Raw genomic sequence first — 17,715 nt, forward strand, 5'->3', positions numbered from 1 at the left:
TCCAGAGGATGTTGAGATTCAAGGAGCGGACGACCGGCTCAGACCAGGCCGTCCGCAGACTTCTTCAGGCGGCCTTCTTCCAAGGCGCTTTCGTCAGGCCCCAGATGGGAGAGCTGATCGCCATGTCCATGTCACGGGCGAAGATGGCAAAGCCGTCGTAGCCGTGGTACGGGCCGGAGTAGTCCCAGCTGTGCATCTGGCGGAACGGCACGCCCATCTTCTGGAACACGTACTTTTCCTTGATGCCGGAGCCGACCAGATCGGGTTGCACCTGCTCGACGAACTTCTCGAACTCGTAGCCGGTCACGTCGTCATAGATCAGCGTGCCGTCTTTCACGTAGTGCGTGGTGCGCTGGTAGTCGTCGCCGTGGCCGAACTCGTAGCCGGTGCCGACCACGTCCATGCCCAGGTCTTCGTAGGCACCGATCACGTGGCGCGGACGCAGACCGCCCACGAACAGCATGACCTTCTTGCCCTGCAGGCGCGGCTTGAACTTGTCGATCACGGCCTGCATCAGCGGCTTGTACTTGTTGATGACCTCTTCGGCCTTGGCCTTGATGCTGTCGTCGAAGTGGCTGGCGATTTCGCGCAGGCTCTTCTCGATCATGGTCGGGCCGAAGAAGTTGTATTCCACCCATGGAATGCCGTACTTCTCTTCCATGTGGCGGCTGATGTAGTTCATCGAGCGGTAGCAGTGCAGCACGTTGAGCTTGGCCTTGGGCGTGTTCTCGATCTCGGCGATGGTGCCGTCGCCGGACCACTGGGAGATCACGCGCAGACCCATTTCTTCGAGCAGGATGCGGCTGGACCAGGCGTCGCCACCGATGTTGTAGTCGCCGATGATGGCCACGTCGTACGGCGTGGAGACGAACTCGGGACGCTTGTTCGGATCGGTGCGGTCGAACACCCAGTCGCGGATCGCGTCGTTGGCCAGGTGGTGGCCGAGCGACTGGCTCACGCCACGGAAACCTTCGCAGCGCACGGGCACGATGGTCTTGCCTTCGTATTCCTTGCTCTTCTTCTTCGACACGGCTTCGATGTCGTCGCCGATCAGGCCGATCGGGCATTCGGACTGGATCGAGATGCCCTTGTTCAGCGGGAACAGTTCCTGGATCTCGTCGATGATCTTGTCGAGTTTCTTGTCACCACCGAACACGATGTCCTTTTCCTGGAAATCGCTGGTGAACTGCATCGTCACGAAGGTGTCGATGCCGGTGGTGCCGATGTAGTAGTTGCGGCGTGCGGCCCAGGAGTACTGGCCACAACCCACGGGACCGTGGCTGATGTGGATCATGTCCTTGATGGGGCCCCACACCACGCCCTTGGAACCGGCGTAGGCACAACCGCGGATGGTCATGACGCCCGGCAGGGACTTGATGTTGGATTTGACGCCGCAGTCCGGCTTGCCTTCTTCGAACGAGCCCAGGTGCTTCGCCCTGCGCTTGGCCATCTTTTCGGGATAGGCCTTCAGCACTTCATCGATCAAGGCTTTGTTCGTGGCCTTGCGGTCTTCAACTGTGGCAGTCATGGGTAACTCCGATGGATATTTGGTTTGCTTGGGTGATCAAGACCGACCCTCCGGCACAAGCCAGGCGGATCGGACTTGTGGGGCCGTTCAGGCGGCGGCCAGGGCGGCGGCGGCCGCAGCGGCCTTGCCGACTTCGGACTCGTCGATCTGCTGCATGATCCCGAACTCCATCAGCATGTCTTCCAGCTGGTCCATCGTGATGGGGGTGGGGATGGTGCCGTTGCCAGCGTTGTTGTGGATCTTCGAAGCCAGGGTGCGGTACTCGGCGGCCTGCTTGGAATCGGGCGCGTACTCGATCACGGTCATGCGGCGCAGCTCGGCGTGTTGCACGATGTTGTCGCGCGGCACGAAGTGGATCAGCTTGCTGCCCAGCATGCCGGCGAGGGCGTCGGCCAGTTCCAGTTCCTTGTCGGTCTGGCGCTCGTTGCAGACCAGGCCACCCAGACGCACACCACCCGAGTTGGCGTACTTCAGAATGCCCTTGGAGATGTTGTTGGCCGCGTACATGGCCATCATCTCGCCCGACATCACGATGTAGATCTCTTGCGCCTTGTTTTCGCGGATGGGCATGGCGAAGCCGCCGCACACCACGTCACCCAGCACGTCGTAGGACACGTAGTCCACGCCGTCGTAGGCGCCGTTTTCTTCCAGGAAGTTGATCGAGGTGATCACGCCGCGACCAGCGCAGCCGACGCCTGGCTCAGGGCCACCGGACTCGACGCAGCGGATGTCCTTGTAGCCGATCTTCATCACGTCTTCGAGCTCCAGGTCCTCCACCGAACCGGCTTCAGCGGCCAGCGAGAGGATGGTGTCCTGGGCCTTGGCGTGCAGGATCAGGCGGGTCGAGTCGGCCTTGGGGTCGCAGCCGACGATCAGGATTTTCTGGCCGAGGTCGGACAGAGCAGCCAGGGTGTTCTGGGAAGTGGTCGATTTACCGATGCCGCCTTTACCGTAGAAGGCGATTTGCCGAAGTTTGGCCATTGCAGTACTCCATTCAGGAAAGTTAAAGAACCTAAGCAAGCGTTGCCGCGACTTTGGGTCAGCCTTTCGTGCCTGTTGGTCTTATTGCTCTAGGTTCACGTCGGCCGGACTGGTGTCCGCGCAGCCTCCTCTTTGCAGCTTCCGTGCCATGTTGTTTGGCCTCTGTTTTGTCGCTCTTGAAACAGGGCCTCCACAGAGGGAAAAACGCAGTTTTCAGGGCTCGCTGCGGGCGCTGAAAGGGCTTTGTCCTGTTCCCGACAAAACGGCGAAATCCGTCGCACACACATCGCGTCGACGGGTCGCCGCGGCGGCTTTGTGTCGCATTTGATGGCCGCGGGTGGACAAATCCGCCTGGTACGGTCATTGCTCTCTAGAGAGGCATGAACCTGCCCCACGCGCTCACCACCGCCCCGCTGGCACCGCCCTCGCACTTTGAAGCGATCGGTGGCCAGGCGGCGGTGGACCGCCTGGTCAACGCCTTCTACGCGCAGATGGACAGCCGCAGCGATTCGCGCGGGATCCGCGCCATGCACGAGCCCGATCTGGGCCACACCAAGGCCGTGCTGCGGCTGTACCTGGCCGAGTGGCTGGGCGGCCCCAAGGACTACACGGCGCAGCGCGGCCACCCGCGCCTGCGCATGCGCCACGCGACCTTTCCCATCGGCGTGCCCGAGCGCGACGCCTGGCTCGCCTGCATGGACGCCGCCATGCAGCAGACCGGCGTGCCCCCGGACCAGCACAAGTTGCTGATGGCGGCCTTCTTCAAGACCGCCGACTGGATGCGCAACACCCCAAACCCCCCGGCAATCCCTGCCACCAACCCGAAGGAAGCTCCATGACCGCCACCCTGGCCACCCAAGAGATCGACGACACCGCGTTTGCCCGCCTGGACACCGAGGGCCGCCTGCTCAACCCGCTGCTCAAGGGCACCACCAACAAGTTCGGCCGGGTCGGCTTTCGCGGCGAACTCGCGCTGCGTTTTGCGCCCAAGCTGGCCGACGAGGCCCGCCCGCCCGAACTGCTGTGCGGCCAGGCCATGGCGGTGGGCACCGTGGGCGAGAAAACCCTGTCATTCTTCGCCGGCTACCTGCTGAGCTTCGAGTACCTGAAGGACGTGGCCGAGGTGCTGGGCGACACGCTGAGCGCGGGCGGCAAGTACTTCCTGTTCTGCAACAACATCGACCTGTCGAAGAAGTACCAGGTGCCGTACAAGGGCGCGATGTTCTATGTGCTGCCGATCGACGAGGCCACGGTCTACAACGAACTGCTCGACCTGTTCTACCTGGAAAAGGGCGACCTGAAGAAGAAGGACACCGCGGGCAAGCTCGACGCCATCGCCGACGCCGCGCTGAAGTACGACGTCACCTTCGACACCATCACCTACGCAGAAGGCCTGACCCTCATGGGCCCCGTGCGGAATCCCAACGAAAACCGCCCCGTCTGATCCGACCTCCCGAGCCGGCCGTGGCAAGCGATGAAGGCCTTGACCAACCCCAACGCTGGACCAGCACCAACCTGGTGGGGGTGTCCACGGCCTGGCTGGCCAGCACGGGCTTCAACCAGCGTGCGCCCGAGCTGCACATCGCCGGCACGCGCGAGACCCAGCCGGGTCTCTTCGCGCTGCTGGACCGCTGCGACGACCTGACCGAAGCGCGCGAGGTCTTTGTGCACTACCTGTCCATCGCCTTCGGTCTGCAAGCTCCCGAGAAGCCCGCCATCGGCAGTGCGACATCGGCCGAGCCACGGCGCTGGCGCGGCAGCTGGCGCCGCCTGCTGCAGGGCTGGGGCATGGACGCCAACGGTGTCGCGGGTGCGGTGCTCAAGGGCTGGGTCGAAAGCCGCTTCGGCCTGGTGCCCACGTTCCACAAAGCGCCGCTGGCGCACTTCCCTTCACCGGCCTGGGTGGCCTACCTGGAAGAAAAAACCAGCAGCCGCCACCACAGCAACAACATCCACCAGCAGCTCGACCTGCTGTACGAGTTCTGCCAGTGGGCGCTCGCCCGCTTCCCGCTGCCCGCGCCCCAGATGCAGGGCCCCCACGTGCGGCTCTGGCGCGGCAGCAACCGTGTGGAAGAGCAGTTGCTGCAGGGCACGCTGCGCGAACGCCGTTGCCGCGTTCGGCTCAACAACATCGTCTCCTTCAGCCTCAGCCCCGAAGAAGCCTCGTGTTTTGGCGACTGGGTGTTTGAGCTGCTGGTGCCGCGCAGCAAGCTGCTGGTCTTTCCCGGCCTGCTGCCCGGCCAGGTGCTGCAGGGCGAGCAGGAGGTGATTGCACTCGGTGGCGACTACGACGTGGTGGCGCGTTATGACTGACCGCTTCGACCAGGTGCTCGGCGCCTACCTCGGTCTGGCCATCGGCGATGCGCTGGGCGCGACTGTCGAATTCATGCGCCCGCGCGAGATCGCCCTGCAATACGGCGTGCACCGCGACATCGTGGGCGGCGGCTGGCTCAAGCTCGCGCGCGGCCAGGTTACCGACGACACCACCATGTGCCTCGCGCTGGGTGAGGCGTTGCTGCAGGGCGGCCCACAGGCCCTGCAAGGCCATGCCCTCGGCGACGACGCGCTGGTGCACGCCATCGGCCAGGCCTTCGTGCGCTGGTTCCAGGCCAAGCCGGTGGACATCGGCAACACCTGCCGGCGCGGCATCTTGCGGTACCTCCACGAGCGCAGCCTGTCGGGCCCCTACAACGCCGGCGACGGCGGCAACGGCGCGCTGATGCGCAACCTGCCCGTGGCCCTGGCCACGCTGGGCGACGACGCTGCCTTCGAGCGCCTGTCCATCGCCCAGGCGCGGCTGACGCACCACCACCCGCTGTCCGACGCCGCCACGCTGGGCTTTGGCCACCTCGTGCGCCGGCTCATCGATGGCGCCAGCCAGGTCGACAGCCTGCTCTGGATCGATCGCTGGATCGAGCAGAACCCGGCCTTCAAATTTGCACCGTACCGCGGCCACGCCACGGCCTATGTCGTCGACACGGTGCAGACTGTCTTGCACTTCTACACCCGGCACCGCGACTTTGAAGCAGCCCTGATCGCCACCGTGAACCAGGGCGACGACGCCGACACCACCGGCGCGCTGATCGGCATGCTGGCCGGTGCGCGCTGCGGCGCGGCCGCCCTGCCCCGGCGCTGGCTGCAGCGCCTGCAGCCTCAGACCGTGATGGCCATCACCGACCAGTGCAGCGGCCTGCTCGCGCTCGCGCACGGCCCGGCGGAGGTGCCCCATGGCTGAAAACACCGCGCAAGTCAGCGCGCTGGCCCGCGTACAGGCCTACCACGAGCGCAGCAAGCACCGGCTGGGCGCCTACGCCGCCGGCCCCGAGACGCTGGACTGGGACGCCCAGCCCGACCCTTTCCGCCGCTTCGCTGGCGCGCCGATCACGTCCTTGCCGTTGAAGGCCGCTGACGAGGCCATCGGCTGGAATCAACTCTTCGAGCCCGGGCGCGAGGCCTTTCCCGCGAACCTCGCCCAGATCGGCCGCCTTTTCGAACTGTCGTTCGCGCTCTCGGCCTGGAAAGAACTCGGCCCCGACCGCTGGGCGCTGCGCGTGAATCCCTCCAGCGGCAACCTGCACCCGACCGAGGTGTACCTGGTGGCGCAGGGCCTGTCCGATCTGGCCGATGGGGTGTACCACTACGCGCCCAGGGAACACGCGCTGGAGCAACGAGCTGCCTTCGTCGGGCCGGTCGCAGCACCGCGCCTGCTGGTGGGTTTCAGCTCGATCCACTGGCGTGAGGCCTGGAAATACGGCGAGCGCGCCTTCCGATACTGCCAGCTGGACATGGGCCACGCCATCGGCGCCCTGCGCTACGCCGCCGCCCTGCTGGGCTGGCGCGTGCGCGAGCTGGGCCTGGGCCATGGCGAACTGGCCGCGCTCATGGGCCTGGACCGTGTGAGCGATTTTCAGCACGCGGAGGGCGAAGTGGCCGAGGCCGTGTTCGAGCTGTGCTTTGACGCGATCAACACGCCGCCGCTGGATTTGCCCGAGGTGCTGGCCGGTGCGAGCTGGTTCGGGCAAGCCAACCGGCTCGATGCCCACCCGATGTACCGCTGGCCGGTGATCGACGCGGTGGCCAAGGCCTCACGCCGCCTCACCGCAACACCGACTGCGACACTGCCTCCGTTGGCCCGCCGCACGCTGTTGCCCGGCAGCACAGCCAAGGCCTCCCAGCTGATCCGCCAGCGCCGCAGCGCCCAGCGCTTCGACCGCAGCGCACGCACACACACCGCCACCCTCTGGCCCCTGCTCGCCGCGCTGATGCCGGCCGGCCAGCTGCCGTGGGACATGGGCCAGACCGCGCAGGTGCACGCCATCCTGTTTGCCCACCGTGTCGACGGCCTCACGCCCGGCGCCTACCTGCTGCCGCGCAACACCACGGCCCAGGCTCGGCTGCAAACCGCCTTGCCCCAGCTGGCCTGGAAGCCGGTCGAAGGTTGTCCCACCGAGCTGCCGCTGGTCGAGCTGGCCCTCAACCCGGCGCTGGCCGGCACGCTGCGCACCCTGTCCTGCCACCAGGCCATCGGTGCCGACGCGGTGTTCGTGATCGCCCTGCTGGCCGAGCTGCCGTCGAGCGACAGCGAGCAGCCCTGGCGCTACCGCGAGCGCCTGCGCGAGGCCGGCCTGATCGGCCAGGTGCTCTACCTCGAAGCCGAAGCCGCCGGCCTGCGCGGCACCGGCATCGGCTGCTTCTTCGACGACCCGGTGCGCGAGCTGCTCGGCCTGGGCGCCCCGGGCACCGAGGCCTGGCAGGTGCTCTACCACTTCAGCGTCGGCCACCCGGTGACGGACGCGCGCATCGCCAGCACACCCCCCTACCCGGAGCCCCGCCCATGAAAGGCCAACGCGTCTTCCGCCGACTCACCGTGGCCGAGCTTGGCCCCTGGTGCGCGGCCCACCCCACCGCCCTGCTGCTCGACACGCGCGACGCCGCCAGCCATGCCCGCGACGGCTGGCCCGGGGCCGTGCGGCTCTGCAGCGACAACCAGGACACCCTGCTGCTGCGCACCGCCCGCACGCGCCCGGTGCTGATCTACTGCTACCACGGCAACGCCAGCCAGACCTGGGCACAGATGTTTGCCGACTTCGGTTTCACCGAGGTCAGCGACCTGATCGGCGGCCAGACGGCCTGGATCGCGGCGCAGAACGCACCGGCCCCCGCGGCGCCCGCGCCGCCTCCACCCGCGCCGCCGCGCAAACCACCGACGCAGGCGCTGTCGGACTGGCTGCGCGCCGAAGGCTTTGACGACCCCGATGCGCGCGGCGCACACGGCAACACGCCCCTGATGCTCGCGGCCTGGCGCGGCGACGCTGCCATCGTGAACGCGCTGATCCACCACGGCGTGACGCTGGGCGCGGTCAACCGCGACGGCAACAACGCGCTCTGGCTGGCCTGCGTGCACGGTGATCTCTCGGGCATCGAGCGCCTGGTGCGCGCGGGCGTGCCGATCGACCAGACCAACACCACCGGCGCCACCGCGCTGATGTACGCCTCCAGCAGCGGCAAGGCCGCCGTGTTGCGCCAGCTGCTCGCGCTCGGCGCCGACGCCAGCCTGCGCACGCAGGACGACTTCAGCGCGCTCGACATGGCCGCCAGCGTGGAATGCCTGCGCCTGCTGCGCCCGGCGCGCCAACCCATCCCCAGCGAAAGCCCCACATGAGCCACCTTGTTTTTTATGAAAAGCCCGGCTGCGGCGGCAACGCGCGCCAGCGCGCCACGCTCCAGGCCGCCGGCCACACGCTGGAGCGGCGCAACCTGCTGACCGCGCACTGGACCGCCGAGGCCCTGCTGGCGTTTCTTGCGCCCCTGCCCGTGCCCGAGTGGTTCAACCGTGCCGCGCCGCGTATCAAGAGCGGCGAGGTGCTGCCCGAGGCACTGGACGCCCAAACCGCCCTCGCCCTGCTGATCGCCGAGCCGCTGCTGATCCGCCGCCCACTGATGCTGAACACCGCCGACGGCAGCCACCACGTCGGGTTCGACACCGCAGCGGTGACGGCCTGGGTCGGACTGGAGCCCTCCGCACAGCGCCCGACCTCGCTCGAAGGCTGCGCCTCGCCCACCACATCCTGTTCCACCCCCACCGGAGGCCAACATGCCCATGTTTGACTACCACTGCAAGGCCTGTCAGGCCGACTTCGAGCTGCTGGTGCGCGCCAGCACAGTGCCCACCTGCCCGCACTGTGCGAGCACGGAGCTGGAGAAGTGCGTCTCGCGCATCGCCCCGGCCGGCAAGATCGAATCCATCCGCATGTCCAACCGCCGCCTCGCTGCGGCACAGGGCCACTTCAACCACTACAGCCCCTCCGAACAGGCGCGGCTGCTCAAAGGAAAGAGCGTTTGACATGGACCTGATCTACAAAACGACGATGCTGACCCAGGGCGGTCGCGGGGGCCAGGTGCAGAGCGAAGACGGCAGCTTCAAGCTCAAGCTCGCGGTGCCCAAGGAGATGGGCGGCAGCGGCGAGGGGCCGAACCCCGAGATGCTGTTCGCGGGCGCGTTTGCAGCCTGCTTCGAACACTCGATCCGCCACATCGCCAAAGCCGACAAGCTGCCGCTGCGCGGCTGCTACGTCGAGGCCACGCTGTCGATGTACGTCAACTTCGAAGGCGCCTACCGCATGGCGCTCAGCCTCACGGCCACGCTGGCCGGCCCGCTGGACCAGGTCACGGCCGACAGCCTGATGGAACGCGCCAAAGGCATCTGCCCCTACGCCGACGCGACCAAGACCAACATGAGTCTCAACCTCAAGGCGGTGCTGGACACACCGGTGGCGGCCTGAAAGCCTGAAAGCCTGAAAGTTTTGCCCATGCCAGACCAGACCACCCCCGCCGAGCACGGGGCCGAAGCCTTCTTCCGCGAGCAGCGCGGTGCCTTTGAACACACGCTCGCCGCCGACGGCCCGGAGGCCGCGCTGCTGCAGGCCTGGGACAGTTTCGATGGCAACGTGGCTATCCAGTGCGAGGGCCAGCCACCCGTGGCTTGCGGCAAGGGCTGCGCCAGCTGCTGCGAGTTGCGCGTGACCGCGCTCGCGCCCGAGGTGTTCGTGTTGGCCAACTACCTGCGCGCCACCGCGCCGACGCTGGCGGGCCACGGCATCGACCTCATCACCGCCGTGCGCGAGATCGATGCCGCCACCCGGGGCCAGGACGAAACGGCGCGCGTGGCGATGCACCGGCGCTGCGCCTTCGTGGTGAAAGGCGTGTGCCTGATCCACCGCGCGCGACCACTGGCCTGCCGCGGCCACGCCTCGCACGACCGGCGCGCCTGCGTGGACGCCGCGGCCGGGCGCGCGAGCGAGGTGCCGTTTTCCGGGCCGCACCGGATGGTGCGCATGCTGCTGCAGTCGGCCTTGCAGGCCGCCCTGCGCCAGCAGGGCCTGGCCTGGGGCGCCTACGAACTGAACCACGCCCTGTTGCTGGCGCTGGACGCGCCGGACGCTCAAGCTGCTTGGCTACAAGGCGCCGACCCGCTGGCGGAGGCGGCGGTGGATCTGGAACAGCGCGAGGCCATGGCGGCGGGGTTTGACGAGATGCCGCGGTGAGTGGGTTACGCGGGTGAATAACAGGCGGATTTGGCTGCCTGCGACAGCCTTGCATCGACCCAGAGTTGAGCCCGGGTTCAGTGCCACAAAGGCATAGTTGCAGCTGCTTTGGTTAGCAAGGTTTGCAGAATATAGTCAGCACGCCAGAGTAGACTGGTGCGCGGCTACTTGGCTGCTCTTCCATCTCGCTGATGGGTCTCAAACCCAGTCATTTCTGGCGGATCTACTAACCCTGTTCGCAGCGCAATGCAATGCAATGCGGCACAGGCTTGATCTGAAATCAATTTTGAGGATGCCATGCGACTTTATTTGTCGACCAATCTCTGGTTGTCCGGTGTCTTACCGGTTTAATCAAAGTTAGCTGTCACAAGGAACCTTCATGGCACTTGCCGAACGCATCAAAGCAAAATACATAGCGCGAATCGATGAGTTGGTCGCAGCTGGCGCCGGCATGCCGATGAAGCAGCATTCCCGCCAGACCAGCTCCAACCTGTTTTCAGGGGAGAGTACCTACCAACATTTCAACCTAGCAAGCAAGCCAGAGTTCATCGAGTGGCGCACATCGTGCATCGCCGTCTTAGATCAAGTTGTCCCTGGATCAAGCCTCCTTCGAAAGACCGTCGACAGCCTTCACACACTCGGCAGCGAGCCTACAAAGATCGAATTTTTGGTCGGCTTTCTACGATCTGTGCGAAAAGAACTCGAGACCGGATCGCTAGACGCCCTTGCGATGCAGATTGAGGCGGAAGTTCTCTCGGATTACCTAGAACAGGCCTCGGCCGTTCTCTCGGGCTCAAGAGATGAACCAAATCACATAGCTGCGGCTGTTATCGCAGGGGCCTCCCTTGAGCGCTCTCTAAGAACGCTCTGCGATGCCCAGTCTCCTGCAGAGCCAACGGCCAACGATAGAGGCGCACCGCTAGGCATGAACGCGCTCATTGATTCGCTTAAGAAGCGAGGGGTCTTCAACGAATTGCAGGCGAAGGAACTGCGGGCTTGGGCGGCGCTGAGAAACTACGCGGCGCATGGCAACTTCTCGGAGTTCACACGAGATCAAGTTGAAAGCATGGTTGCGGGAGTGCTTCGCTTTGTCACGGAGCATGCCCGGTGACGCCAAACCCTTCCCTCGAGGGTGACGTCCAATGGCTACCGCTCTCGGCCGCCTCTCATACCTAACGTTAGCCATTGAATCGTCATGTGGGATCTACTTCAAATTTCGTTCGGCACAGCATCACTTGCTGCATTCGTCTATGCGATTTGGCCGAATATATTTCACAGAGAAGTGAAATATCGAAGACATGCTTGGGCTACTGTTGCAGGGTTTTTAGTTCTAACACTCGGTGTTTTCCTCTGGACACCTGCAGCACCATCCGGGTTTATCCAGAGTGACACAGTGCAAGTCAGTGCCCGCGATGATGAAATTTTCACTGTGTACTACCCTCGCCCCTATGCGCATCCTCCCAATCTGAAAATCAATTTTGTCAAGGGAACGGGCACCATCTCCCTGGTTGATCAGTTGCCCGGTGTTTTCCGTTTCAAAGTCAAAGATGTTGCTTACATATCGGGAGAAGGTGCATTTGTCGCATGGTCCGCATCAGGAAAATCAGCAAACTAGGCTGCCGATGGCTAACCCTGCACTGTGTGAACTACCCTCCCTTGCTCAACCACAGCACTTCTTGAACTTCTTCCCGCTTCCGCAAGGGCAAGCATCGTTGCGGCCCGGTGTCGCCGCAGCGTGTTTCACCGTCTCGACGCGCGGGCCCAGGCGCTTCCAGGTTTCGCGCAGGTTGTAGACCGCCCAGATGCCATCGCCCACGTCCTGCAAACGCGCGGCGCTCACGCGGGGCGGGCCTTGCTGGTCTTCGTACGCGTGCAGCGTGGGCGCGCCGGTGTCGGGCAGCGTGAGCGCGCGCAACAGCTTCAGTGCCGCCTCGCGCCATTGCTGCGCCTGGGCGTTGCGCGGGCCGGCCCACTCCTCGGGCCAGGCGGCCACGGCGGCCATGAAGCCCTGCGCCCAGCGCTGGGCAAACGCGTCATCGCTCTCACCCAGCTCGGGCTGGTAGGCCGCGGGGTCGTCGAGCGCGCTCACCCGGGTGTCCAGCGCCTGCTCCACCAACGCCGAGCGCCGCGCCCACAGGGATGACACATTGGCGGGCACGGCATCGGCGGCCAGGCCCAGCAGGCGGGGCCAGTATTCGCTGGGTGCGATGGCGCGACGGCAGCAGACCAGGGCTGCCATGAAGCCTTCGCAGAACTCCCAGTCCGGCGTCTCGGGGAAAGACTGGCGCCGCACGCTGAGCCAGACCTCCAGCGCGGTGAAGTCCTCGACACTCAAGGGCAAGTGTTCGGTGGCAACGGTGTTCATGGAGCGGTTCCGGCTTGTTCAAACAGCGCCAGCAGGCGGCGCAGCACCTCCGTCTCGCGCTGGCCATGGGCTTGCAGCGCGGCCCGGCAGGCCGCGCGCACGGTGGCGCTTTGTCCGGGCTTCTGCATCAGCGCAAACACGGCCCGCGCCGAGCGCCCGGTGCCCGCGCCCAGCGCAGGGTCGAGCACGATGTCCATCGCCAGCCCGGGCGCCACGGCGCGCGCCATGGAGCGGAACGACCACGAACCCGCCATGACCGGGTGGTAGTAATGGCTGCGTGCGATCTGGAACAGATCGACGATGCGCGGCAGGATCGACTCCAGCGCAGGCGCGAGATCGTCGAACCACTGCGCGAGCTCACGGATGCGATTGCGCTCGAAGCCCGCGTTGTAGGCCAGCACCGCGCCCGAGGTGCCGAGCACGCCCAGCAGCGACAGCGCAAACGCCCGGCGCGGGTCACCGCCCTGGGCTTCGGCCAGAAAGTGGTGGTCGCTCCACGCGCCGTCCGCGGCCTGCACCGCGCAGCTCCACTGGAACGGCAGCGTCTGGTAAGGCCGGGTGCCGGGCCAGATCGGCACGGCCAGACCGATGGTGTCAAAGCGCAGGCAGTGGCGCGGGTAGGGCCAGGCTTGCGCCAGCGCGCCCACCTCGGGCTCCAGCAGCGGCGCGCCCTGCTGCACCGCGCGCACGGCCCGGCGCTGGCGCGGCGGCGCGATGTCTTCGGGGCGCAGGCTCATCACGCTGTGGTGGCCGGCGGCGCGCCATTCGGCCGCCGCTTCGCGCCCCAGGATGTCGAGGCTGGTCTCTGAATGTTCGGCTGTGGCCGGCAGCACACAGGCCTTGCAGTTCGCCGCGAACTCGCAGCCACTGCCCTGGTGGCAATGCGCTCCGGGCGTGGCCTCGGGTTCGGAGCCGCGCTCGCACTGGCGCATCGCGTCCAGCCATTCGGCCACCGGGCGCGATCCGAGCACGGGGCCCAGGTCCACCTCGCGGAACAGGCCGGCGTAACAGCCGTGGCCGGGGTAGACGAAGTCCGTGTCCACCAGCAGCAGGCCCACGCTCTGCACCGCGAAGCCGCAGCGCGCGGCCACGTGGGTCCAGAGCGCGACCGTGTCCACGTCGGTGTCGTCGCCCACGGTCGCGTAGCGCAGCTTGAACAGGCGCAGCCCGTGTTCACCCGCGGTCAACACGTCGATGCGCACCTGGGCGCGGTCTTCGCTGGTCAGGCAGGCGCCCAGGACGGCCCAGCCCTCGGGGGGCTCGGCGTCGCTGTCGAGGCAGTTCAGGGTGTGGCGCACGGCCTGCAGCCATTGCGCAGGGCTTTGCGGCGCGGCCACCGTGTCGGCGTGCGGGAACGAGGCGCGCAGGGCCACGTCCAGGCCCGTGGCGGGCGCCGGCTCCGCGGCTTCCGGTGTGGGTGCCGGCGCAGGCGCCGCCACGCCGCGCTGCAGCTGGCGGCGCGCCAACCAGAAGCGGCGCTCGCAGCTGCGCCAGCGGCGCAGGTCGTCGGTGTTGAGGGGCGGAGCAAAAACCATGGGCGCTATCAGACAAAGCCGACACAGGACCGGACAGGAACCGGCACAAAGGCCACAGGCGCGGGCACGCGGCAGGCCCTCGCACCGGTGAACGGCTCTCAATTAGCAAGTGGCGTGCAAGCCCGGCCGCCCGAACGGGCATGGCGCGGGTCTTGCACTCCCGACGCGCATGACCCTCCAGTTCCACATGACGCCCGGCTCGTGCACGACCGGCATCCACATCCTGCTCGAAGAGCTGGAGCTGCCGTTCCAGGTGAACATCGTCAACCTGCAGGCAGGCGACCACCGCCAGCCCGCCTACTTGGCGATCAACCCCAAGGGCACGATCCCGACGCTGGTGCTCGACGACGGGAGCGCCCTCACCAGCTTCCAGTCCATCGCCTACTGGCTGGCGCGGCGCCACCCACGCAAGCGCCTGCTGAGCGACGACCCGCTGGTGGCCGCGCGCACGCTGGAGCTGATGGACTACGCGGTGGACACGGTGCACGGCCAGGGCTTCACGCGCATCTTCACCACCGAGCGTTACATGCCAGAGGGGCTGAGCGCTTCCGACACCGCGCAGTGGACGACCGCAATCACGGCGGAAGGCAGGCGCATCGTGCGCGAAGCCTTTGCCGTGATCGAAGCCGGCCTGCCGGAGACCGGCTACGCGATGGGCGCCGACTTCACGATCGCCGACGCGGCCCTGTTCTATGTCTTCTTCTGGGCCAGCAAGACCGACCTGGCCTTGCCGCCGCGCTGCCAGGCCCTGTTCGAGCGCCTGCGCGCGCGCCCGGTCGTGCACCAGGTGCTGCGCGAAGAAGGCTACCGCTGAAGGTTTTTGCTGTCACACCCCCACACCACCATGACCACCCTCGCCGACATTCAACGCCACCACCGCGTCATCCTCTGCCACTTTGACGACTACAGCCACGCCCTGGTGTTCCCGCGCTGGGCGCACGGCATGCTCTGGCCGCAGGCCTTGCCCGAGGGCGCACAAGCCCTGAGCAGCCCGCCAGATCAACAGCCCGCGGCCATCGACAGCGCGGCCCTGATCGCCGCCGTGTTGCAAGGCAGCGACCTGAACCCCGACGACATCGAAGAAGTGACCGCATTCCAGCCCTGGTTCCAGACCGTCGAAGGCCCCCTGCGGGTGCACCTGCTGCGCTTCACCACGCCCGACGCGCCCAAGCCCGCCATCGCCGCCATGGGCGGCAGCTTCAAAGCCCTGAGCGAACTGCGCGGCAGCAACATGGCGGAGCTGCTGCTGCTGCGTGAGGCTTTTGGCTTGGTGGCGGGTGGCGGGGCCCAGTCGTAGGTTGGGACTCAGCATCACCTGCGAATGCCGCTGCGCAAAGCTGATGAGCTGCGCGGTGTGCACGGTGCACGGCCATGGCACCCGAAACACCGCGCCGCCACGGAGGCAGGCTTTGGCGCGGTGGCTCGCTGAGGCCTTGGCGTAGGCATTCTCGGCGGAAGGGCCATGCGCCCATCGCAGATACATTGCACACACGACCAAAATAAGCGGGGTACATTTCGAGCGACCAGTTTGACTTCTTTCTCGGTCTTGTTAATGCGGGTTAAATGCAGCATCGCGCAGAATGATGCTGAAAACAATTGACCAATTACCCGAGAGAAACTGCACTATGCGAATCGCACGAATGTTATGCCTAAAATTAGACCCCATATTATACGGCATCACCGCATTTCGATAACACGTTAGGCCTAGCAAAGAAAATTATGGATCGCCGTCACTACAGAAACAGCCTTGACTTCGTCGAGGATGCATTCCGAGCATGCTGGACAAACGCCCAAGATCTGGTAACAGAGGCGAAACTGCTTTTCGATCACGGGCACATTGCTCGAACGCTCTCGCTTTCAGTACTCGCGTTAGAAGAGATTGGAAAACTCTTCTGCGCCGACGGATTGCTTTACGCTCGACCTGACGACCACAGAGCAAAGGCATTTTCCAAGTCACTCAAGAGCCATGCCGCCAAACTTTCAGCTCTAGAACTGCTGCCGCTTCTGCTGAATAACATTGCATCAGTAGATCCCCGCTACTCTACAGAGAAGCGCTTCATGCAAGCAGTCGCAATTAGTGCTAAAGACTTGAAGGATCGCGGAAATGCTGTGTTTGATCTCCTGGGTGGTGAGGGTTTCTCGAAGCTTGACCATTGGAAGCAAGTAGGTTTCTACTCCCAACCTGTTGACAATGGGTTTCTCACACCCAACGACGCTGTAACACGAGATATTGCAGAAGCCGTCTTCATGCTGGCTTGGCGTGCGGTGACTACGCTCGACTTCCTACTTAAAGGAGGCAATTTAGCAAGATACATCTATGTCGCACAGGAAGTGCGCTCGAAGATGAACGAGGAACAACACGCGACCATGTCAGCAGCTGGAGAGGAACTGGCAAATCTACTCTTTCCAATTGAGGATGAGGACTCTGATGAACAGTCGCTGCATTAGCGCGCGGCAACGCCGAACCTTTCGCTCGAGTCAAAAGATTGGGAATCAGGTCTTGCCTTTTGCTTCGACTGGGCAAAATGCAAGACCCTAACGCTCTTTCCACCTCCAACGGTAACCCTTAAAAGGAATTGACTATGAAACTCTTATCATCTGACACCCTTGAATCGCGGCTCGATGGTCGTGGGATTATTTTCGTTGGAATAAGTACCCCGAGCACCGTCGAAATCGGAGATAGCGTAACCCTGAAAAGTGACAGCATCACGGTCCTATGCAAGGTAGAGGCAGTCACTTTGAACGGCAAGATTGTGGGAAAAATCATGGGCTTCGAGCAGGTGTCAGATGTCAAATTTAAGGGGATGAAAATCGACGACGAAATCAGTTTCGATGAACAACAGGTTTTTGGTTGCTCCAAACTAAACGCCATGAGGTCACAGCGATGAAAGCCAAATTGGCTATTTTTGCAATAGTGTTTTTGGTTTCCAAATCCATTTTTACTGACGACATGCAGAATCAAAAATTCCTGGAAAAGGTAATCAAAAAAGTGCAAGAGAAATGTACCGGTAGTAAAAATCCTCGCCAATGTAGGCATGAAGTTTCGCCGCGCAAGTGCACATACCTGTCTTTTTCGGATTCATCTGCTTGGGCTCGCTGCGTTCATTCCTATTGGAGCGCAGGGATTATCAGAAAGTCCATTGGTGACTGCTCATAACCGTCTATAAGGATGTATATGGACTTCACTTTATATGCCAAGAGTCTGATCGATTAGCGCCCCTGATGTGTCCTCTTATCAGTTCGTCAAGATTGAAAAAAAAGACATTCATACGGCTTCACTTCTATGGAGGCAGCCGAGTTTCAGCTGTATACATCGCATAAACGTCAAACCCATAGCATGCATCCTTTCACTACCGTTCAAAGGAGGAATCATGGTTAAAGAGATTCGCATCGATATTCCGGCAAACACGTCAATTCCATGCTGGAAGACTACTCCAGGGAGTTGATCGAAGACGATCACGAAGGCAACCCCGGCCAGCTAAGAGAAGCGCTTGATCTAGATGTGCAGGATGCTCGCGCCACGGTGAATAGCATCACGTTGGAATCCGTAGAGTTTGATGAACAGTCCGTACGCGTTCACTACGGGTTTGAGCACTCTGCCTACAACGGCTGTGCGGACATGGGGTACCAAGACGATGATCTACGCTGTGTAGAAGGTAAACGGGACGGCAACACCTGGGTATTCACTGAGCATGTGTCGCCAACGCGAATGGCCCCGAACGAGGAGCTCTGACCCGGCTTGGATTCTTGTTCTTAAAGCCG

At 64.0% G+C, this 17,715-nt stretch carries 21 protein-coding genes; 17 read left to right on the plus strand and 4 right to left on the minus strand.

The genetic code is table 11. The features are described 5' to 3' along the window. Positions 1-64 precede the first annotated feature (64 nt). Positions 65-1,528, minus strand: a complete 1,464-nt coding sequence (nifD, locus tag AC0GNO_RS18650; protein ID WP_472905034.1) for a nitrogenase molybdenum-iron protein alpha chain — start codon at positions 1,526-1,528, stop codon at positions 65-67. An 87-nt stretch (positions 1,529-1,615) separates the two neighbouring features. Then, on the minus strand, positions 1,616-2,509 hold the full coding sequence (nifH, locus tag AC0GNO_RS18655; RefSeq protein ID WP_177138454.1) for a nitrogenase iron protein: 894 nt from the start codon (positions 2,507-2,509) through the stop codon (positions 1,616-1,618). A gap of 380 nt (positions 2,510-2,889) precedes the next feature. Here nifH and AC0GNO_RS18660 point away from each other — a divergent pair, with 380 nt between their 5' ends. The 12 genes from AC0GNO_RS18660 (at position 2,890) to AC0GNO_RS18715 (ending at position 11,668) form a co-directional block, all read left to right on the plus strand. Next, positions 2,890-3,348, plus strand: a complete 459-nt coding sequence (locus AC0GNO_RS18660; RefSeq protein ID WP_472905035.1) for a group II truncated hemoglobin — start codon at positions 2,890-2,892, stop codon at positions 3,346-3,348. Further along, positions 3,345-3,953, plus strand: coding sequence for a hypothetical protein (locus AC0GNO_RS18665; RefSeq protein WP_472905036.1), 609 nt, complete (start codon positions 3,345-3,347; stop codon positions 3,951-3,953). The genes AC0GNO_RS18660 and AC0GNO_RS18665 overlap by 4 nt, the downstream gene beginning before the upstream one ends. Positions 3,954-3,973: 20 nt before the next feature. After that, a complete protein-coding gene (locus tag AC0GNO_RS18670) occupies positions 3,974-4,822 on the plus strand; it encodes an NAD(+)--dinitrogen-reductase ADP-D-ribosyltransferase (protein WP_472905037.1) in 849 nt (282 codons plus the stop codon). Then, positions 4,815-5,744: an ADP-ribosyl-[dinitrogen reductase] hydrolase gene (draG, locus tag AC0GNO_RS18675; protein WP_472905038.1), complete on the plus strand. Its 930-nt coding sequence runs from the start codon at positions 4,815-4,817 to the stop codon at positions 5,742-5,744. Before AC0GNO_RS18670 ends, draG begins: the two co-directional genes overlap by 8 nt. Beyond that, entirely contained in the window at positions 5,737-7,347 is a 1,611-nt protein-coding gene (locus AC0GNO_RS18680; protein WP_472905039.1) for a nitroreductase family protein, read from the plus strand. The genes draG and AC0GNO_RS18680 overlap by 8 nt, the downstream gene beginning before the upstream one ends. Continuing rightward, the gene (locus AC0GNO_RS18685; protein WP_472905040.1) at positions 7,344-8,171 is read left to right on the plus strand and encodes an ankyrin repeat domain-containing protein; all 828 of its coding nucleotides are present in this window, start codon (positions 7,344-7,346) and stop codon (positions 8,169-8,171) included. Before AC0GNO_RS18680 ends, AC0GNO_RS18685 begins: the two co-directional genes overlap by 4 nt. Beyond that, positions 8,168-8,617 carry a thioredoxin domain-containing protein gene (locus tag AC0GNO_RS18690; RefSeq protein ID WP_472905041.1) on the plus strand — a complete coding sequence of 150 codons (450 nt, stop codon included), beginning with the start codon at positions 8,168-8,170 and terminating at the stop codon, positions 8,615-8,617. The genes AC0GNO_RS18685 and AC0GNO_RS18690 overlap by 4 nt, the downstream gene beginning before the upstream one ends. Further along, positions 8,604-8,852 (plus strand): FmdB family zinc ribbon protein, encoded by a 249-nt coding sequence (locus tag AC0GNO_RS18695; protein WP_472905042.1) that lies wholly within the window; start codon positions 8,604-8,606, stop codon positions 8,850-8,852. The genes AC0GNO_RS18690 and AC0GNO_RS18695 overlap by 14 nt, the downstream gene beginning before the upstream one ends. Position 8,853: 1 nt before the next feature. Continuing rightward, on the plus strand, positions 8,854-9,291 hold the full coding sequence (locus tag AC0GNO_RS18700) for an Ohr family peroxiredoxin (RefSeq protein ID WP_472905043.1): 438 nt from the start codon (positions 8,854-8,856) through the stop codon (positions 9,289-9,291). A gap of 27 nt (positions 9,292-9,318) precedes the next feature. After that, the gene (locus tag AC0GNO_RS18705; RefSeq protein WP_472905044.1) at positions 9,319-10,053 is read left to right on the plus strand and encodes a YkgJ family cysteine cluster protein; all 735 of its coding nucleotides are present in this window, start codon (positions 9,319-9,321) and stop codon (positions 10,051-10,053) included. Between the two features lie 379 nt (positions 10,054-10,432). Beyond that, the gene (locus AC0GNO_RS18710; RefSeq protein WP_472905045.1) at positions 10,433-11,164 is read left to right on the plus strand and encodes a hypothetical protein; all 732 of its coding nucleotides are present in this window, start codon (positions 10,433-10,435) and stop codon (positions 11,162-11,164) included. 84 nt (positions 11,165-11,248) lie between these two features. Then, the gene (locus tag AC0GNO_RS18715; RefSeq protein ID WP_472905046.1) at positions 11,249-11,668 is read left to right on the plus strand and encodes a hypothetical protein; all 420 of its coding nucleotides are present in this window, start codon (positions 11,249-11,251) and stop codon (positions 11,666-11,668) included. Positions 11,669-11,713: 45 nt separating this feature from the next. On the opposite strand, the gene AC0GNO_RS18720 is transcribed toward AC0GNO_RS18715, so the two are convergent. Then, entirely contained in the window at positions 11,714-12,418 is a 705-nt protein-coding gene (locus AC0GNO_RS18720) for a YecA/YgfB family protein (protein WP_472905047.1), read from the minus strand. Further along, positions 12,415-13,953, minus strand: coding sequence for a DUF2779 domain-containing protein (locus tag AC0GNO_RS18725; RefSeq protein WP_472905048.1), 1,539 nt, complete (start codon positions 13,951-13,953; stop codon positions 12,415-12,417). The genes AC0GNO_RS18720 and AC0GNO_RS18725 overlap by 4 nt, the downstream gene beginning before the upstream one ends. A 169-nt stretch (positions 13,954-14,122) precedes the next feature. Between AC0GNO_RS18725 and AC0GNO_RS18730 the strand changes: the two genes are divergently transcribed. The 5 genes from AC0GNO_RS18730 (at position 14,123) to AC0GNO_RS18750 (ending at position 17,686) form a co-directional block, all read left to right on the plus strand. Next, a complete protein-coding gene (locus tag AC0GNO_RS18730; protein WP_472905049.1) occupies positions 14,123-14,767 on the plus strand; it encodes a glutathione S-transferase family protein in 645 nt (214 codons plus the stop codon). A 30-nt stretch (positions 14,768-14,797) separates the two neighbouring features. After that, positions 14,798-15,250 carry a hypothetical protein gene (locus AC0GNO_RS18735; RefSeq protein WP_472905050.1) on the plus strand — a complete coding sequence of 151 codons (453 nt, stop codon included), beginning with the start codon at positions 14,798-14,800 and terminating at the stop codon, positions 15,248-15,250. A 422-nt stretch (positions 15,251-15,672) separates the two neighbouring features. Beyond that, positions 15,673-16,401: an AbiV family abortive infection protein gene (locus AC0GNO_RS18740; RefSeq protein ID WP_472905051.1), complete on the plus strand. Its 729-nt coding sequence runs from the start codon at positions 15,673-15,675 to the stop codon at positions 16,399-16,401. 134 nt (positions 16,402-16,535) lie between these two features. Next, positions 16,536-16,841, plus strand: a complete 306-nt coding sequence (locus tag AC0GNO_RS18745; protein ID WP_472905052.1) for a hypothetical protein — start codon at positions 16,536-16,538, stop codon at positions 16,839-16,841. 530 nt (positions 16,842-17,371) lie between these two features. Next, on the plus strand, positions 17,372-17,686 hold the full coding sequence (locus AC0GNO_RS18750; protein WP_472905053.1) for a hypothetical protein: 315 nt from the start codon (positions 17,372-17,374) through the stop codon (positions 17,684-17,686). Positions 17,687-17,715: the final 29 nt, after the last annotated feature.

It is taken from the genome of Hydrogenophaga sp. L310 (assembly GCF_055703065.1).

What these genes read in the sequence shown, in the direction of transcription:
- AC0GNO_RS18715 (WP_472905046.1), top strand. Translation starts at nt 11,249, where the DNA reads ATGTGGGATCTACTTCAAATTTCGTTCGGCACAGCATCACTTGCTGCA.
- draG (WP_472905038.1), top strand. Translation starts at nt 4,815, where the DNA reads ATGACTGACCGCTTCGACCAGGTGCTCGGCGCCTACCTCGGTCTGGCC.
- AC0GNO_RS18690 (WP_472905041.1), top strand. Translation starts at nt 8,168, where the DNA reads ATGAGCCACCTTGTTTTTTATGAAAAGCCCGGCTGCGGCGGCAACGCG.
- AC0GNO_RS18685 (WP_472905040.1), top strand. Translation starts at nt 7,344, where the DNA reads ATGAAAGGCCAACGCGTCTTCCGCCGACTCACCGTGGCCGAGCTTGGC.
- AC0GNO_RS18700 (WP_472905043.1), top strand. Translation starts at nt 8,854, where the DNA reads ATGGACCTGATCTACAAAACGACGATGCTGACCCAGGGCGGTCGCGGG.
- nifD (WP_472905034.1), bottom strand. Translation starts at nt 1,528, where the DNA reads ATGACTGCCACAGTTGAAGACCGCAAGGCCACGAACAAAGCCTTGATC.
- AC0GNO_RS18695 (WP_472905042.1), top strand. Translation starts at nt 8,604, where the DNA reads ATGCCCATGTTTGACTACCACTGCAAGGCCTGTCAGGCCGACTTCGAG.
- nifH (WP_177138454.1), bottom strand. Translation starts at nt 2,509, where the DNA reads ATGGCCAAACTTCGGCAAATCGCCTTCTACGGTAAAGGCGGCATCGGT.
- AC0GNO_RS18705 (WP_472905044.1), top strand. Translation starts at nt 9,319, where the DNA reads ATGCCAGACCAGACCACCCCCGCCGAGCACGGGGCCGAAGCCTTCTTC.
- AC0GNO_RS18745 (WP_472905052.1), top strand. Translation starts at nt 16,536, where the DNA reads ATGAAACTCTTATCATCTGACACCCTTGAATCGCGGCTCGATGGTCGT.
- AC0GNO_RS18725 (WP_472905048.1), bottom strand. Translation starts at nt 13,953, where the DNA reads ATGGTTTTTGCTCCGCCCCTCAACACCGACGACCTGCGCCGCTGGCGC.
- AC0GNO_RS18735 (WP_472905050.1), top strand. Translation starts at nt 14,798, where the DNA reads ATGACCACCCTCGCCGACATTCAACGCCACCACCGCGTCATCCTCTGC.
- AC0GNO_RS18750 (WP_472905053.1), top strand. Translation starts at nt 17,372, where the DNA reads ATGCTGGAAGACTACTCCAGGGAGTTGATCGAAGACGATCACGAAGGC.
- AC0GNO_RS18730 (WP_472905049.1), top strand. Translation starts at nt 14,123, where the DNA reads ATGACCCTCCAGTTCCACATGACGCCCGGCTCGTGCACGACCGGCATC.
- AC0GNO_RS18710 (WP_472905045.1), top strand. Translation starts at nt 10,433, where the DNA reads ATGGCACTTGCCGAACGCATCAAAGCAAAATACATAGCGCGAATCGAT.
- AC0GNO_RS18740 (WP_472905051.1), top strand. Translation starts at nt 15,673, where the DNA reads ATGGATCGCCGTCACTACAGAAACAGCCTTGACTTCGTCGAGGATGCA.
- AC0GNO_RS18680 (WP_472905039.1), top strand. Translation starts at nt 5,737, where the DNA reads ATGGCTGAAAACACCGCGCAAGTCAGCGCGCTGGCCCGCGTACAGGCC.
- AC0GNO_RS18720 (WP_472905047.1), bottom strand. Translation starts at nt 12,418, where the DNA reads ATGAACACCGTTGCCACCGAACACTTGCCCTTGAGTGTCGAGGACTTC.
- AC0GNO_RS18660 (WP_472905035.1), top strand. Translation starts at nt 2,890, where the DNA reads ATGAACCTGCCCCACGCGCTCACCACCGCCCCGCTGGCACCGCCCTCG.
- AC0GNO_RS18665 (WP_472905036.1), top strand. Translation starts at nt 3,345, where the DNA reads ATGACCGCCACCCTGGCCACCCAAGAGATCGACGACACCGCGTTTGCC.